Source organism: Streptomyces sp. NPDC030296, from assembly GCF_055572815.1.
In genome coordinates this window covers 471,046-486,590 of the sequence record NZ_JBVICQ010000006.1, presented here as the reverse complement: position 1 = coordinate 486,590, position 15,545 = coordinate 471,046, and the positions used below count along the sequence as shown (strand labels likewise).

The 15,545-nt window shown below is 71.9% G+C and carries 11 protein-coding genes and 1 pseudogene; 6 read left to right on the top strand and 6 right to left on the bottom strand.

The genetic code is table 11. The features are described from left to right. Positions 1–48 precede the first annotated feature (48 nt). The 5 genes from ACZ4Z3_RS20300 to ACZ4Z3_RS20280 form a co-directional block, all read right to left on the bottom strand. On the bottom strand, positions 49–576 hold the full coding sequence (locus tag ACZ4Z3_RS20300) for a methylated-DNA--[protein]-cysteine S-methyltransferase (RefSeq protein ID WP_468502286.1): 528 nt from the start codon (positions 574–576) through the stop codon (positions 49–51). A 53-nt stretch (positions 577–629) separates the two neighbouring features. Continuing rightward, positions 630–2,126, bottom strand: a complete 1,497-nt coding sequence (locus tag ACZ4Z3_RS20295; RefSeq protein WP_468502285.1) for a DNA-3-methyladenine glycosylase 2 family protein — start codon at positions 2,124–2,126, stop codon at positions 630–632. Between the two features lie 212 nt (positions 2,127–2,338). Then, positions 2,339–3,451: a ribosome small subunit-dependent GTPase A gene (rsgA, locus tag ACZ4Z3_RS20290; RefSeq protein ID WP_468502284.1), complete on the bottom strand. Its 1,113-nt coding sequence runs from the start codon at positions 3,449–3,451 to the stop codon at positions 2,339–2,341. A gap of 671 nt (positions 3,452–4,122) precedes the next feature. Then, positions 4,123–5,637: a cellulose binding domain-containing protein gene (locus ACZ4Z3_RS20285; protein ID WP_468502283.1), complete on the bottom strand. Its 1,515-nt coding sequence runs from the start codon at positions 5,635–5,637 to the stop codon at positions 4,123–4,125. A 214-nt stretch (positions 5,638–5,851) separates the two neighbouring features. Next, on the bottom strand, positions 5,852–7,186 hold the full coding sequence (locus ACZ4Z3_RS20280; RefSeq protein ID WP_468502358.1) for a radical SAM protein: 1,335 nt from the start codon (positions 7,184–7,186) through the stop codon (positions 5,852–5,854). Positions 7,187–7,606: 420 nt separating this feature from the next. Between ACZ4Z3_RS20280 and ACZ4Z3_RS20275 the strand changes: the two are divergent. Beyond that, positions 7,607–7,930: pseudogene (locus ACZ4Z3_RS20275) on the top strand (alpha/beta hydrolase); the annotation flags it as partial. 292 nt (positions 7,931–8,222) lie between these two features. On the opposite strand, the gene ACZ4Z3_RS20270 reads toward ACZ4Z3_RS20275, so the two are convergent. Further along, positions 8,223–9,239 carry a hydroxyacid dehydrogenase gene (locus tag ACZ4Z3_RS20270; protein WP_468502282.1) on the bottom strand — a complete coding sequence of 339 codons (1,017 nt, stop codon included), beginning with the start codon at positions 9,237–9,239 and terminating at the stop codon, positions 8,223–8,225. 156 nt (positions 9,240–9,395) lie between these two features. Here ACZ4Z3_RS20270 and ACZ4Z3_RS20265 point away from each other — a divergent pair, with 156 nt between their 5' ends. From ACZ4Z3_RS20265 to ACZ4Z3_RS20245, 5 genes are all read left to right on the top strand, one after another. Next, positions 9,396–10,643 carry an FAD-binding protein gene (locus ACZ4Z3_RS20265; RefSeq protein ID WP_468502281.1) on the top strand — a complete coding sequence of 416 codons (1,248 nt, stop codon included), beginning with the start codon at positions 9,396–9,398 and terminating at the stop codon, positions 10,641–10,643. Positions 10,644–10,833: 190 nt separating this feature from the next. Then, complete coding sequence (locus ACZ4Z3_RS20260) at positions 10,834–12,087, top strand: ROK family transcriptional regulator (protein WP_468502280.1); 1,254 nt, start codon at positions 10,834–10,836, stop codon at positions 12,085–12,087. A gap of 318 nt (positions 12,088–12,405) precedes the next feature. Further along, entirely contained in the window at positions 12,406–13,662 is a 1,257-nt protein-coding gene (locus ACZ4Z3_RS20255) for an ABC transporter substrate-binding protein (RefSeq protein ID WP_468502279.1), read from the top strand. A 23-nt stretch (positions 13,663–13,685) separates the two neighbouring features. Continuing rightward, complete coding sequence (locus ACZ4Z3_RS20250) at positions 13,686–14,651, top strand: carbohydrate ABC transporter permease (protein ID WP_468502278.1); 966 nt, start codon at positions 13,686–13,688, stop codon at positions 14,649–14,651. Beyond that, the gene (locus tag ACZ4Z3_RS20245) at positions 14,648–15,541 is read left to right on the top strand and encodes a carbohydrate ABC transporter permease (protein ID WP_468502277.1); all 894 of its coding nucleotides are present in this window, start codon (positions 14,648–14,650) and stop codon (positions 15,539–15,541) included. Before ACZ4Z3_RS20250 ends, ACZ4Z3_RS20245 begins: the two co-directional genes overlap by 4 nt. Positions 15,542–15,545: the final 4 nt, after the last annotated feature.

Below are 15,545 nucleotides of genomic sequence, written 5' to 3'. Positions count from 1 at the left end.
GGGCGCCGCCGGGTCGGTGACGTTCGGGGGGCGTGCTGATGCCCCGCGTCACGGGGTCACGCCGCCGTCCCGTCCGTCGGCCCGGAGCACTCCCTCCAGGCCGAGCAGCAGACGCTTGCGGTCGAGGCCGCCGGCGTATCCCGTGAGGGAGCCGTCCGCGCCGATCACCCGGTGGCAGGGTCGCAGGATCAGCAGCGGGTTGGCGCCGATCGCGCCGCCGACGGCCCGGACGGCGGCCCTGGGCGCGCCGATACGGGAGGCGATGGCGCCGTACGTGGTGGTCGCGCCGTACGGGACGTCGTCGAGGGCGGCCCAGACCCGCTGCCGGAACTCCGTGCCCTCGGCACGCGACTCCAGCCGGAACTCCTTCAGCTCCCCGGCGAAGTAGGCGGCGAGCTGTTCCGCGGCCTCCCGGAAGGGCGCGGGGTCGTGGCGCCAGCCCGCGAGCGGCACCCGGCCGCCCTTCTGCTCCGGCACGGAGAGGGAGGTGAGCACGCCGGACGCGTCGGCGGTCAGGAGGAGGGGGCCGACGGGGCTGTCGACGGTGGTGCAGTAGGTCCGCTGTCCGGCGCTCACGGTTGAACTCCTCGGTGCCGCTGTGTTGGTCGTCGCTTCAGGTGGAGGCGTTGTCATCCGGTGCTCCGGGTGTTCCGGGTCGCTGGGCCCAGGTGGCGCAGGGCGTACGAGCGCCAGGGCCGCCAGGCGTCGGGCAGGGGCGTGTCCGGCGGGGCCACGTCCGGGTCGCCGAGGGCCCGGGTGCGGATCTCGGCGACGGTGCGCGGGTCCATGCCCGGCAGGGCGAGCAGCGCGGCCTCCGCCTCGTCGCGGTCGGCGCCCACGTCGAGGCGTACGGCGCCGTCGTCGAGGGCCGTGGCGAGTGCGCGCAAGGGCCCGCCGATGTCGGCGTCGGCCAGCGCGGCCGGCTCGGGGAACAGGTGGGTGAGCGTCCCGTACGGGGCGTCCAGGGTCTTGCCGTACGCGGGGACGAGCCGTGCGGCTTCGGTGGGTCCGGCGAGGGCGCGGATCGCGAACTCCTCCGGGTCCGCCGCCCCCGGCGAGCGCAGGCCCGGCCGGGCGGCGACCAGCGGGGCGAGCCGCTCGTCGGCGCCGAGGCGCTCGTCGACGGCGTACGGGTCGGCGTCGAGGTCGAGGAGGCGGCGCAGCCGCTGGACGGCGGTGGTGAGGTCGCGGGGATCGGTGAGGTGGAGGCGGGCGTCCAGCCAGCCGCCGGGGTGGCCGCCGGGTCGGCCGGGTGCGGGGGCCGTGCGGCCGCGGGCGCCGGTGCCCGGGCGTTCGTCCACCTCGGCGATTCCGGTGCCGTACGGCAGGCGCAGCGTGCGGCGGTAGGTGCGGCGGCCCCGGGGGCCGCTCAGCTCCTCGACGCCGGGGATCGCCTCGGCGTCGAGGACGTCGAAGAGGGCGGTGGACTGGTGGAGGCCGCGGTGGGCGAGGCGCAGAGGGATGCCCGCGGACGGGATGCCGGTGCCTTCGGCGGAAGGGGTGCGGATGCCTCGTCCGGGAGCGGTGGGGCGCGGGCGGGCGGGGGTCGCCCGGCGTCGGCCCGCGGGGGGCGCGGCGCGCAGATCCGTGGGGGTCGCGGCGTAGATCGCGCGCATCGTGTCGTTGAACTGGCGGACGCTCGCGAAACCGGAGGCGAAGGCCACCTCTGTGATCGGCAGGCCGGTGGTCCGCAGGAGGACGCGGGCGGTGTGGGCGCGTTGGGCGCGGGCCAGCGCGACGGGGCCCGCGCCGACCTCGGCGGTGAGCTGCCGCTGGATCTGGCGGGTGCTGTAGCCGAGACGTCCGGCGAGGCCGGCGACGCCCTCCCGGTCGACGACACCGTCCGCGATGAGGCGCATGGCGCGGGCCACGGCGTCCGCGCGGACGTTCCACTCGGCCGAGCCGGGGGTGGTGTCCGGGCGGCAGCGGCGGCAGGCCCGGAACCCGGCCTGCTGGGCGGCGGCCGCGGTGGGGTGGAAGCGGACGTTGTGCCGTTTCGGGGTCACCGCGGGGCAGCTGGGGCGGCAGTAGATGCCGGTGGTCGTGACGGCGAAGAAGAAGGTGCCGTCGAAGCGGGCGTCCCGACTTCGCACGGCCTCGTACCTGGTGTCCTCGATGTCCTCCACGGTTCCAGTCTCGGTGACGGCGGACGGTTCGGCTGGCGGGATTCGGACACGACTCTCGGCGGGTGCCGACAGCGCCGGGCGTCCGGTCGCTCAGGGGGGCGCGGGGGATGCGGGGGTCGGCGAGTGCGGGCGGTTCGTGGTTGCTCGCGCAGTTCCCCGCGCCCCCGACAGGACAGGCCCCCCGCCCCTTCGGGGGGTGCCCACCGTGGGGACTAGCGGCGGCCGCCGCGCTTCGCCTCCATCGCCGCGCGGCCCTCCGCGCCCTTGCGCTTCCACTCCTTGCGGATCTCCGCGCGCAGGCGGGCGTCGCTCTTGGCGACGATGCGCTGGTTCTCGCGGAGGAGCTTGCGGTAGCTCTCCAGGCGGCGTGGGGGCAGGGCGCCCGTGTCCACGGCCAGGAGCACCGCGCAGCCCGGCTCGGCGACGTGCGCGCAGTCATGGAAGCGGCAGCGCGCCCCGAGCTCCTCGATCTCGGCGAAGACCTGGTTGACTCCGGTCTCGGCGTCCCAGAGGCCGACGCCGCGCAGCCCGGGGGTGTCGATGAGCACTCCGCCGCCGGGAAGGGCGAGGAGGTTGCGGGTGGTGGTGGTGTGCCGGCCCTTGCCGTCGACGTCGCGGGTGGCCTGGACGTCCATGACGTCCTCCCCGAGCAGCGCGTTGGCGAGGGTCGACTTGCCCGCGCCGGACTGCCCGAGCAGCACGGAGGTGCCGCCGGAGAGCACCGCGCCGAGGACGTCGAGGCCCTCGCGGGAGGTGGAGCTGACGGGGATGACGGGGACGCCGGGCGCGGTCGTCTCGACGTCCTGCACCAGGTACGCGAGGGTCGCCGCGTCCGGTACGAGGTCGGCCTTGGTGAGCACGACCACCGGTTGCGCCCCGGACTCCCAGGCCAGCGCGAGGAACCGTTCGACGCGGCCGAGGTCGAGTTCCACGGCGAGGGACACGGCGACGACGGCGTGGTCGACGTTGGCGGCGAGGATCTGGCCCTCGGCGCGCTTGGAGGAGGTGGAACGCACGAACGCGCTGCGGCGGGGCAGGTAGGTGCGGACGTAGCGGGGGTCCCCCGCGGGTTCGACGGCGACCCAGTCGCCGGTGCACACGACCCGCAGCGGGTCGTGGGGGGTGACGAACGCGGTGTCGGCCCGGAGTGGGCCGTCGGCCGTGATGACGTCGCACTGCCCCCGGTCGACCCGGACGACCCGCCCGGCGACGAGGCCCTCGGCGTCGTACGGGGCGAAGGCGTCCGCCCAGGCGTCGTCCCAGCCGTAGGGGGTGAGAGCGGAGAGAGAGGAGGCGGAACCGGAAGGAGAACCGGAGAAAGTCAAGGGAGACCCTTCACAAGGGTGGTCCCGGCGGCCGCGCGAGCCCGTCAGGGGCGGCGCGGGGTGAGGTGTGGGTGTGTCAGCCGGAGACCACGGAGGTGGACTGGATGGATTCCTGGATGAGGGCAGCGCTCGTCACCGTGACAGCCATCGGTCGACACCTCCTGTTCTCTGCTCGTCGTCGGCACCGGGCGGCCGAAGGGGCCGCGGTGCGGAGTGGTCACACCCTAGCGGGGGCCGGCGGGGCCCCGTCAATCGAATTAACCGGCAGCCGCGCATCCGCCCGCCGACCGGGGCAGACGGCGCAGCCGGGGCGCCGACTCGGGGGGCGCCGAGCCGCCCGACCTGCCGGTCCGCCGGCAGGGCCGACTCACCGGTCCGCCGGTAGGCCCGACCTGCCGCTCTGCCGGTAGGCCCGACCTCCCGCTCTGCCGGTAGGCCCGGCCTTCCCGCACGCCAGCCGCCAGGCAGCCGACCTGCCCGGCTTCTCGGGGTGCCCGCCTGCCCATGCCGCCCGACCCGCACCGCACCGGCCTCCGGCCTCCGGCCACACCTGTCCGGTGGTGGCGTATGCCGTGCTCGGCATGCCCAGTCCGCCGTTGTGCCCGGCCTCCCCGCCTGCCCAGCTTGTCGCCACGTCCTCGGGCCCCGCCCGTTTGATCCGTCCCGCCCCGCTAGTCGGCCGTCTTGCAGGGGCGGCCGTTGAGGGTGAAGTCGTCGGGGACCGTGTTGGCGTCGCTCTCCCGGGCGCCGAGGAAGCCGACGCCGAACGTGCCGCCCTTGGCGACCGTCTTGTTGTAGTCGGCGGCGGTGGCCGTGACACGGGAGCCGTTCTGGTCGAAAGTGCCGTCCCACATCTGGGTGACGCGCTGGCCGTCCTCGTAGGACCAGCCGACGCGCCAGCCGTCGAGGGCCTTGGTGGTGGTGACGGTGACGGTGGCCTGGAAGCCGCCCGGCCACTCGTTGTCGACCTGGTAGCGGACGTGGCAGGTCACGGAGGACGGCTTGCCGGGCTCGACCGGCTCGTGCGACACCTTGGCGGGCGTCGAGGAGTCGCCCTGGGGTTCCTCGTTGCTGTTGCCGCCGTCGCCCTCGTCGTCGGTGCCGGTCTCCTGCGGGCGGGTCGTGCTCTGCAGTCCGGACGAGGCGCCGGACGGGCTGGGCTGGGCGTCCGGGAAGGAGGGGTCCCGCTGGACCACCGGTGACTCGCTCGTCCTGCCGCCCTCGGCCACGGCCGTGTCGTCGTCGCCGAACTGCATCAGGGAGACGGCGAGCGCGAGCACGGAGACGACGGCGGCGCCGACCAGCATCCCGGTGCGGCCGATCCTCGGGCGGGGTTCCTTGCCCGGCGAGAGTCCCCGGTCGGTGCCGGTGGAGTCGGCACGGCCGGGCAGGAGGCCCGCCTCGGCGGCGCGGCGGCGGCGCTCCAGATAGGCGAGTCCGCCCCAGCCGATGACGCCGCCGGCGAGGGCGGCGGGCAGTCCGCCGCCGTGCAGACCGAGGCAGGCGGCAGCCTCGGCGCACTCCACGCAGGTGGCGAGGTGCCGGGACAGGTCGTCGGGGGTGTCCGTGCCGGGCGAGCGGGTGACCGCGTCCAGCAGCCGCGCGTAGCGGCGGCAGTCGGCGTCCATGGGGGTGTCGACCAGGTTGCGCTGGCACCGGTCGCGGAACAGGCCCCGCACCTGGTCGAGTTCGGCGCGGGCGACGGCCGGGTCCAGGCCGAGCCGGCGGGCCACCGAGGTCAGCGGCAGCGCCTCGACCTCGGCCAGCCACAGCAGCGCCGCGTCGGGCTCCTGCATGTCCCTGAGGGCGCGCAGGGCGAGGGGGCGGTGCAGCGGCGGACCGGCGTAGCGGAACGCCTTGTCCGAGTTGAGCCACAGTCGCAGGTCGGGGTCGAGCCGGTGGCCCTGTCCGCCCGACTCCCAGGTGGCGGCGGTGGTCCTGACCCAGGTCAGGAGGAAGGGTATGCGGGGCAGGCGCAGGGCCCGCCGTCCCGCACCGCGGCCGACGCCCGCTTCGAACTCCAGGACCTCGGCCTCCCGCATGCCGCCGCTGAAGGCCTGGGTGGCCAGTTGGGTCGCCGCGGTCGAGCCGGAGGTGCACAGATCGGCGTACGACAGGACCGCGTCCCAGCACTCCGAGAACAGCGCGGCTTCGACGGCGTCCTGGGGCTTCGGCAGGTCAGGCATGGGTCTCCTGCATCCACAGAGCGAGGGGGGAAGTCCAACAGAAAGGTCAACTGACCCTTGAAGTAAGGGTGTTGAGGGGACCACCGGGTGGCGGCCCCGAGCTTTTCACGCTTCCCGCACAACTGACAAGCCGCGTGTTCAGATGTGCCTAACGTCGGTTTTCACTGTGGAGTTGTACGTACCGGAGCCCCATTCGACTCACGGGTCGCGGAAGTTACTTGACTGTAACCTCTTCGGTGGTCTCCTGCGCCGCCGGGAGGCTGTCCATGAAGGAGCTGACGGAGAACACCGCGTGACCGGGGCCGGGCGGGCCGTAACCGGGGGGCGAGGACAGACCGAAGTCGTCCATCGTCGCGCGGTAGGCCTCCAGGAGCCTGATGTGGTACTCCAGCGGCGCGCCCTGCGGGTTGGCCTTGCCGAGCGGGGTGGTGGGCTCCGGGCACCAGGTGGTGAAGCGGGGCGTGATGCCGTGCGACATGAAGAAACGCAGGCCCTCGGTGGTGGACGCGATGGCCTCGTCGACCGTCTTGAACCCGAACGGCTCCGCCATCTCCACGCCCGCCACGAAGTTGGGGATGACGTTGCGCGCGCCGAAGACCTCCGCCGAGTCGAGGATGCGCTTGTGCCACTCGTCGCGGCCGACGTAGCGCTCCTTGCCCGGGCAGTACATCTTGAAGAGGTACTCGTCCCACACCTCGTAGTTGGGGTGGTAGATCTTCACGCCGTAGTCGTGGAAGCGCTTGACGTCGTCGAGCGGCAGTGCCTGCGCGACGACCTTGCCGATCCAGCGGTTGGGGAAGCGCTCCTCGATGGCCTTGGCGTAGTGGCCGTAGAAGTCGGCCTCGTCGCGCCCGGCGACCGTCTTGGTGATCGCGCCGCCGGTGAGGGTGTACGCGGTGGAGGTCTTCGCCGTGTCGTACCGGTCGATGATCTCCAGGGCCTCCAGGACCTCGTCGACGTCCTTCACTCCCGTGTACGGCCGCCCGGCCGCCTTGTGCTGGCGCCAGTTGTGGTTGATGTCGCAGTACTGGCACTCCTCCTTGGCGCCGAAGTACTGGCAGACGCGGAACACGGTCAGGTAGATGAGGTAGCCCCACTGGATGGTGGGGGCCACCTCCATCACGGACTTCCCGTTGGAGAGCGTGTGCCGGTAGTACTCGGGCATCGGCGGCACGCCGACGTCAGCGATGCGGCGGCCGTCGAGGTAGAGGCCGAGGAGGCCGTCGGCGTCGGCCGCGACGCGGTACGGCGACGACGGGTTGACCCGTACGGACACGACGGTGCGCCGCAGGTCGTAGGGGCCGCCGGTGAGGATGATCTCCTCGGGCGGGCGGCGCAGGGCTGCCTCGCCCAGTTCGGGCAGGGTGCCGTGGTCGAAGGAGAAGATGAAGTACGACTTCGGCTTGACCTCGCCGTTCTCGTTGTCGCTGAGGGCGGAGGCGTCGAAGGCCACGCCGCCCCTGAGCAGGTCCTCCTTGAAGACGGCTTCCCGTGGCACGTGCGGGAACCTCTCCATCAGGTCCTCCACCAGCGCGGTGCGGCTGCCCATGCCGTTTCTCCTCTCGTTCGACTCCTCACGGTATGCCTCCGGCCCGGCGGAGGTGGGAGCGGGGCCCCCGAGCGGGTCGCGCCGGGCCCGTCGGGTCAGCTCGGGGCGGCCACGGGACCGGCGGCCCCGGATCCGCTGGGCGTCGACGTGGTCGAGCCGGTCCAGGACGGCCGGGGCCCGCCGCCACAGGAGGACGGCCGTGCGGTGGCCGCCGGCGGACCAGTGCGTCCCGGCGATGTGGCAGAGGGTGTCCGCCACCTCGGCGAGGTAGCCGCGCTCGTTGCCGCAGCCGCAGGGCGGCCCGGAAGCAGCTGATCGCCTCCCTGTGGTCGCCGAGGCCCAGATCTCGGGGATCGAGGGGTAGGCCAGCATGTTCAGGAGAGGGTGAGTTCACCGCCTGGCGGGCGGCGCTTGGCGGTGTTGAACGGATTCGGATGGCGCTGCCTCCTTGGCGACCTCACCGACGCCGAGATACCCGCATACGTCTCACCCGCCCTGGCCGACGACCTCGCGGGCCTGCCGACGACCTACATCGACACCGGCTCCGCCGAAGTCTTCCGCGACGAGGACACCGACTACGCCACCCGCATCTGGGCGGCCGGCGGCCAGGCCGAACTCCACGTCTGGGCGGGCGGCTTCCACGGATTCGACGCTCTGTACCCGCAGGCACACATCTCGGCCGCGGCCCGCCGAACCCGCACCGACTGGCTCGCCCGACTCCTGGCCACGAACCCCGCCGCTTAGGTGAAGTCGACGAGTTCCGGTCGTACGCTCCAGCCTTGGCCAGACCTCGGCGTCTGCCGTCTCCGGGCGTGAGCGGGGCGCGGGCCCGGTCGTACGACAGCCGGGGCAGCACACGGGCTCCAGTACAGCAAGCGCACCGGCGTTGACCATTGCTACACGGGCCCCAACTCGCGGAACCCGCTCGCCTGACCTGTCCTCCCGGCCCCGGCCGCCCCCGGTCGGCGGGGGCGGCCGTCGTTCTGTCCGACGTGCGAGAACGGCCGCGACCGGAATTGTCCGTTTCGCCTCCGCGTCACGCGGTGCGTTCCAGCACGGCGCGGTCGAGTGCGTGGGCCAGGGGGACACCGGCGGCGAGGCGTTCGGCCTCCTCGGTGACCGCGAGGCCGAGGCGGGCGAGCTCGTTGCCCTGGGAGCCGGCGAGGTGGGGGGTGACGAAGGCGTTGGGGAGGTCGAGGAGCGGGGAGTCGGCGGGGAGCGGCTCGGGGTCGGTGACGTCGAGGATCGCGGAGAGGCGGCCGGCCCGCAGTTCGCCGGTGAGGGCGTCGTGGTCGACGAGGGCGCCGCGGGCGGTGTTGATGAGGACGGCCCCCTCGGGCATGAGGGCGAGCTCGCGCCGGCCGAGCAGGCGGTGGGTCTCGGGGGTGTCGGGGGCGTGGACGGTGACGATGTCGCTGGTGCGCAGCAGGTCGTCGAGCGGCAGCAGGGGGACGCCGAGGGCGGCGGCGCCCGCTTCGTCGACGTACGGGTCGTAGAGGCTCACCCGCAGGTCGAAGGGGCGCAGCAGGTCGATGACGCGGCGGCCGATGCGGGAGGCGCCGATGACGCCGACGCGGCGACCGTGGTTGCCGATGCCGGGGAGGAGGCCCCAGCCGGGGTGGTTCCGTTCGGCGCGCAGGCGCTCGCGCCGGCCGAGGACGTCCTTTCCGGCGAGCAGGATCATCGCGAGGGTGTACTCGGCGACGGGCAGGGCGTTGGCGTCGGCGGCCGTGGAGACGGTGATGTCCCGCTCCCAGACGGCCGGTGTGACGAATCCCTTCGCCGAGCCCGCCGCGTGCAGGATCGCGCGCAGCGCGGGCGCCGCGTCGAGGACCGCCGCGTCGATCCGGGGGCAGCCCCAGCCGGTGATCAGCACCTCGGCCCCGGCGAGCACCGGCCGCACGCGGGGGTCGGTGAAGTCCTCGGCGCGCTCGACGACCAGCGCGGGATCGACGTCCACCGCGTCCCGCAGCCGCGACAGCACCTGAGGCGGGAAGATCCGCGGCAGGTTCTCGGCGGTCATGGCGAACACGGCGCGCGGACGCTCGGGCAAGGAAGTGGCCTTCCGGTGGCGGCGATTGACTGCAGTAAGCGCTCTCACACCGTAGGCGCGCGGGCGAGAGGAGGTCAACGGACGGCCCGGACCAGGGAGGATGAGCGCACCTAGGGATCGGGCCCCCGGGCTCGCGGACGGTGGAGGACTTCAGGCATGACGACCGAGACCCTGACCAACTGGGCGCGGAACATCACGTACAACGCGAAGGAGCTGCACCGACCGCACTCCGTCGACGCGCTGCGGGCCCTGGTCGCGGGCAGCGAGCGGGTGCGGGTGCTGGGCAGCGGGCACTCGTTCAACGAGATCGCCGAGCCCGGCCCGGACGGCGTGCTGCTGTCGCTGTCCGCGCTGCCGCCGGTGATCGAGGTGGACCGGGCGGCCCGTTCGGTACGGGTCGGGGGCGGTGTCCGGTACGCGGAGCTGGCCCGCACGGTGCATGCTCACGGGCTCGCCCTGCACAACATGGCCTCACTGCCGCACATCTCCGTGGCGGGGTCGGTGGCCACCGGCACCCATGGCTCGGGGGACGGCAACGGACCGCTCGCGGCGGCCGTCCGGGAGGTCGAGCTGGTCCTCGCGGACGGCTCGACGCTGGTCCTGGGGCGGGGCGACGAGCGTTTCGGCGGGGCGGTGACCTCGCTCGGCGCCCTCGGTGTGGTCACGGCGCTCACCCTCGATCTGGAGCCGGTCTTCGAGGTGAGCCAGACCGTCCACGGCCCCCTCCCCCTGGCCGGGCTGGACTTCGCGGCCGTCTCGGCGGCGGCGTACAGCGTGAGCCTGTTCACCCGGTGGCGGCACTCCGGCTTCGATCAGGTCTGGATCAAGCGGCGCACCGATCAGCCGTTCCGGGAGTTCCCGTGGGCCGAGCCGGCGGCCGGGCCCGTGCACCCGGTGCCGGGGATGCCCGCGGTGAACTGCACCGAGCAGTTGGGGGTGCCCGGCCCGTGGCACGAGCGGCTGCCGCACTTCAGGGCGGAGTTCACGCCCAGCAGCGGGGAGGAGCTCCAGTCGGAGTATCTGCTGCCGCGCGAGGACGCCGGGCAGGCGCTGCGCGCGCTGGACGAGCTGCGGGAGGCGGTGGCGCCCGTGCTCCAGGTGTGCGAGGTCCGTACGGTGGCCGCCGACGAGCAGTGGCTCAGTCCCTCCCACGGCCGGGACACGGTCGCGCTGCATTTCACGTGGATCGCGGACGCGGCGGCCGTGCTGCCGGTGGTGGGGCGGGTTGAGGAGGCGCTGGCGCCGCTGGGGGCCCGGCCGCACTGGGGGAAGGTGTTCACGGCTCCGGCGGCCGCGCTGCGGGAGCTGTACCCCCGACTGGGTGAGTTCCGGGCGCTGGCCGAGGCGCTGGACCCGGCGGGTACGTTCCGCAATGCCTTCGTCCGGGAGGTGCTCGGCGACTGAGCCGGACCGGCGGGCGGCTCTCCCACCTGGGCCTGCGGCGGCCCGCCGCTCTCCGGTCACGCGGCGTCGCCTGCCGCGCGACTTTGTAAACCCCCTTTCCTAACCCCTTGTCGAAAGTCTCTCCTAGTCATAGCCTTGCGCCGCGCCGGGGCCGCATGCCTGGCCACGGCCCGGAGGGATCGAGGAGAACATGGCGTCGGTGAAGCGCACGTCTCGCGACATTCGCACCGCGAACCGCTACGAGGTGCTGCGCCAGATCATCGCCGAGTCTCCCACGTCCCGGCAGGAGCTGGCGGCGGCCACCGGGCTGAGCCTCGCGACGGTCGCGACGCTGGTCGGGGAACTGCTCGATCTGCGGCTGATCACCGAGGTCGGCTTCGAGGACTCCGCGGGCGGGCGCCCCCGGGGGCTCGTCGCCGTCAACACCACCGGTGGCGCGCTGATCGGCGTCGACATCGCGGAGACCTACGTCCGGGTCGAGCTGTTCGACCTGGCGCTCAACGTGCTGGCGCGTGCGGACGAGAACATGCGCCCCGGGGAGAGCCGGCCGGAGCAGGTCGTCGGCCATGTCGCGGCGGCCGTGGGCTCGGTGGTCACCCAGGCCGGGGTCGAGGGCGCGCGCGTGCTCGGCGTGGGGGTGAGCGTGCCGGGCCAGGTGGACCGGGAGGGCGGGGTGTCGGAGTACGCCCCGAACTGGGACTGGCACGACGTCCCGCTGCTCGACCTGCTCGCCGAGCACATCGCCTACCCGCTCCACCTGGACAATCCGCTGCGGGCCTGCGCGGTCGCCGAGCTGTGGTTCGGCGCGGCCCGGGGCCGGGGCGACGCCGTCGTGGTGAACCTCGGCACGGGCGTGGGCGCCGGGCTGGTGCTGGGCGGCGGGCTGCACCGGGGGGTCAGCAACAGCGCCGGGGAGTGGGGGCACACGACGCTCGTGCTCGACGGGCGGCTGTGCCACTGCGGCAACCACGGCTGTGTGGAGACCTATGTCGGCGCGCCCGGCATCATGCTGCATCTGCGGGAACTCGCGCCGCGGAGCACCCTGCTGCACCCCGAGGACCAGACCGCGACCATCGACGCCCTCGCCCGGGGTGTCGCCGCCGGGGACCCCATCGCGCTCAAGGTCGTCAGGGACACCGCCCGCTACCTCGGTGCCGGCATCGCCGACCTGGTCAACCTCCTCAACCCGGAGGTGGTCGTGCTCAGCAGCTGGGTCGCGGCCACGCTCGGCGAGCCGCTCCTTACGGAGGTGCGGGAGGCCGTGGCCCGGCACTCGCTGCGCCGGCCGCTGGACGCCGCCGAGATCGTCTTGTCCCCCATCCCGACCGACCCGGTGTGCCTGGGCGCCGCGACCTTCGCCCTCGAAGGGGCGCTGTCGTCGTTCAGTCAGCGGCCCACCAGGCGCGGTGCCCCCGCGAGGAGCCGTACCGCGTCGGCGTCGTGAGGGGAACGGGTGCGCATCGCGCCGGCCGGTCATCGGGCCTGGTCGCGGCGGTGGCACCGCACTGAGCAGAGGGCCGCCGGACCCTGACCCGGCGGCCCTCGTACCCGTCTCAACTCCGCCCCGGAACAAGGACGTTCGGACACCCGGACCGAGTACAACTCTTCGAACAGACTTCGTTCAACCCCTTGCCGAAGCCTTAGCCGAAGGTTAACGTCCCGCTCCGCAAGCCTCTTTGAGCCACGGGCACTGAGCCACGGAGCCATGCACCGGCGCAGCGCCGGGAGCCGCACTCGAGACAAGGACGTCAGCATGTCGGCAATGAGCAACAGGAACTTCGACCGCCGCACCGCACTGCGGGCCGCGCTGGGTCTGGCCGCCGCCGGCGGTCTCGCCGCGTGCGGCAGCAACAACGGCCGAGGCGGCGGTTCCGGGTCCGGCAAGGCCCTGACGCAGTACTTCCACGCGTACGGCGAGGCCGGCACCGAGCAGGCCATCAAGCGCTACGCGAAGGCCTACAAGGGCGGCAACGTCACCACGCAGTGGATCACCGGCTCCAACTTCGAGAGCAAGCTGTTCGCGACGCTGCTCACCGACAAGGCCCCCGACTGCTTCGAGTTCCACCCGCAGCTGCAGATGATCGAGAGCGGCCAGGTGGCGGACCTGACCGACCTGATCGACCCGGTCAAGGACGACTTCAACCCGGCCGACATCAAGTCCCACACGGTCGACGGGAAGATCTACGGCATCCGGATGATCGACGACCCGCAGTTCTTCTTCTACCGCAAGTCGATGTTCGAGAAGGCCGGTGTCGAGGTCCCGCAGACGCTGGACGAGCTGATAGAGGCCGCCGCGAAGCTGACCACGAGCAAGGTCAAGGGCGCCTACCTCGGCAACACCCTGCACTCGATCATCGACCCGCTGATCTGGTCGGCGGGGGCGCAGCACCTGGACGACAAGAACCAGATCGCCTACCACACGGACGCGGTCGTCGGCGGCTTCAAGCAGCTGCGCAAGCTGTTCACCAGCGGTGACCTGCTGCTCGACGCCCCCACCGACTTCTGGGACCCGTCCGCGCTCAACCAGGGCCTGGCCGCGATGCAGTGGTGCGGCATGTGGGCGATGCCGCAGATGCAGGAGGCGCTCGGCGACGACCTCGGCATCTTCCCGTTCCCGAAGGTCGGCGACGCGGGCAAGCTCTCGGTGTACAACGGCGGCTGGTCGATGTTCGTCAACGCCAAGGGCAAGAACGTCGACGAGACCAAGGAATACGTGAAGTGGCTGTGGATCGACCAGAAGGAGTTCCAGGAGGACTGGGCGCTCTCCTACGGCTTCCACATCCCGCCGCGCACCTCCATCGCGGAGACCGCCGACAAGCTGAAGTCGGGTCTGCCCGCTGAGGGCGTCAAGCTGTTCAACGAGTACGGCAACTTCGACAACATCGGCTGGACCCAGGCGAGCCGGACCGCCATGGAGGACGTCATGGCCAACTGCGTCCGCAAGGGCGGTGACCCGGACAAGGAGCTGACCAAGGCCGACGCCAAGGTCAACCGTGAGCTGAAGAAGCTGTTCGGATAGGCCTGGGGACAGGTAGCCACGACATGTCGACCATCACCAAGGACGGCGTCTCCAGCCCCGCCCCGGCGAAGGCCGCTCCGGCCAAGCCGCGGCGGGGGCTGCGGGGCTCCCCCGCCCTCAACTTCTGGCTCTTCACCGGGCCGTTCCTGATCGGCCTGGCGGTCTTCGTCTACGCGCCGATCCTGTGGAGCCTGTGGCTCTCGTTCTTCGAGGCCCGCTTCACGGTCACCCCCGACAAGTTCGTCGGCCTCGACAACTACGTCGTGATGCTGACCGACGAGGACTTCGTGGGGTCACTCGGCACCTTCACCGTCTTCGCCGCGCTCATCGTGCCGCTGACCTGGGCGACCTCGCTCGGTCTCGCGCTGCTGGTGAACCGGCTGCGGTTCATGCGGGCGTTCTTCCGCTCGGTGTTCTTCCTGCCGACGGCGGTCAGTTACGTCGCCGCCTCGCTGATCTGGAAGATGTCCATCTTCAACGGTGTCCGCTTCGGCCTGATGAACACCTTCCTCGGCATGTTCGGCATCGAGAACACCGCGTGGCTCGCCAACCCCGACCCGCCGTGGTACTGGCTGGTCATCGTGACCGTACGGCTCTGGCTCCAGGCCGGCTTCTACATGATCCTCTTCATCGCGGCCCTGCAGAACATCCCGCAGGAGATGTACGAGGCCGCCGCGATCGACGGCGCGAAGCCCGGCTGGCAGACGTTCAGGCACATCACCCTGCCCCAGCTGCGGGCCACCTCCACCGCCGTGATCCTGCTGCTCCTCGTGGCCGCCTACCAGGCGTTCGACGAGTTCTTCAACCTGCTGGCGAAGACCACCTGGGGCCGGCCGCCGCTGATGGAGCTGTACTACAAGGCGCTCGGCGAGAGCCAGGACTACGGCGCGGGCAGCGCGGGCGCGCTGATCCTCACCGTGCTGATCTGCCTCGTCACCCTGCTCCAGGGCAAGATCATGGGATTCGGAAGGGGGGAGGAGTCCAAGTGACCACCACGACGACACCTCCGGCGGAGCGGGCCGAGGCACCGGCCGGGCCGCGCAAGGCCCGCAGGGGCAGCGTGATCGGCTCGACCGGTCTCTACGTCGCCACCGGCATCGCCGCGCTCCTCTTCCTCATCCCGTTCTATCTGATCGTCCGCAACGCGCTGATGACGGACCCGGAGATCACCGGCGAGGAGTGGAAGTGGTTCCCCTCCGAGATCCAGTGGGGAAACATCAGCAAGCCCTTCGACGACCCCTCGGTCGACTTCGCGCGCTCGCTGTGGAACTCGGCGGTCGTGGGTGTGCTGCACACCCTCGGCACCCTGCTGGTCTGCTCCCTGGCCGGCTACGGTCTCGCGCGCATCCCGTACAGGCACGCCAACAAGGTCTTCTACGCCGTCCTCGGCACCCTGATGGTCCCCACCGCCGTGACGTTCGTGCCCAGTTTCGTCCTGGTCTCGTCCCTCGGCTGGATCGACACCTACCGCGGTCTCATCATCCCGGGCCTCTTCAGTGGTTTCACCTGCTTCCTGTTCCGGCAGTACTTCCTGGGGTTCCCCAAGGAGCTGGAGGAGGCGGCACGCGTGGACGGGCTCGGTTACATGGGCGCGTACTGGCGGGTGGTCGTACCCAACTCGCTGAACTTCTTCGCCGCCATGGCGACGATCACGTTCATCAGCGGGTGGAACTCCTTCCTGTGGCCCCTGGTCATCGGTCAGGATCCCAGTGCGTGGACCGTCCAGGTCGCGCTCTCGAACTACATGACCGGTCAGACCATCACCTACCACCTGATCTTCATGGCCACGGCCATTTCCATCCTGCCCCTGGTGTTCGTGTTCCTCTTCCTCCAGCGCTGGCTGGTGCAGGGCATCGCGCAGACCGGCATCAAGGGCTGAGCTA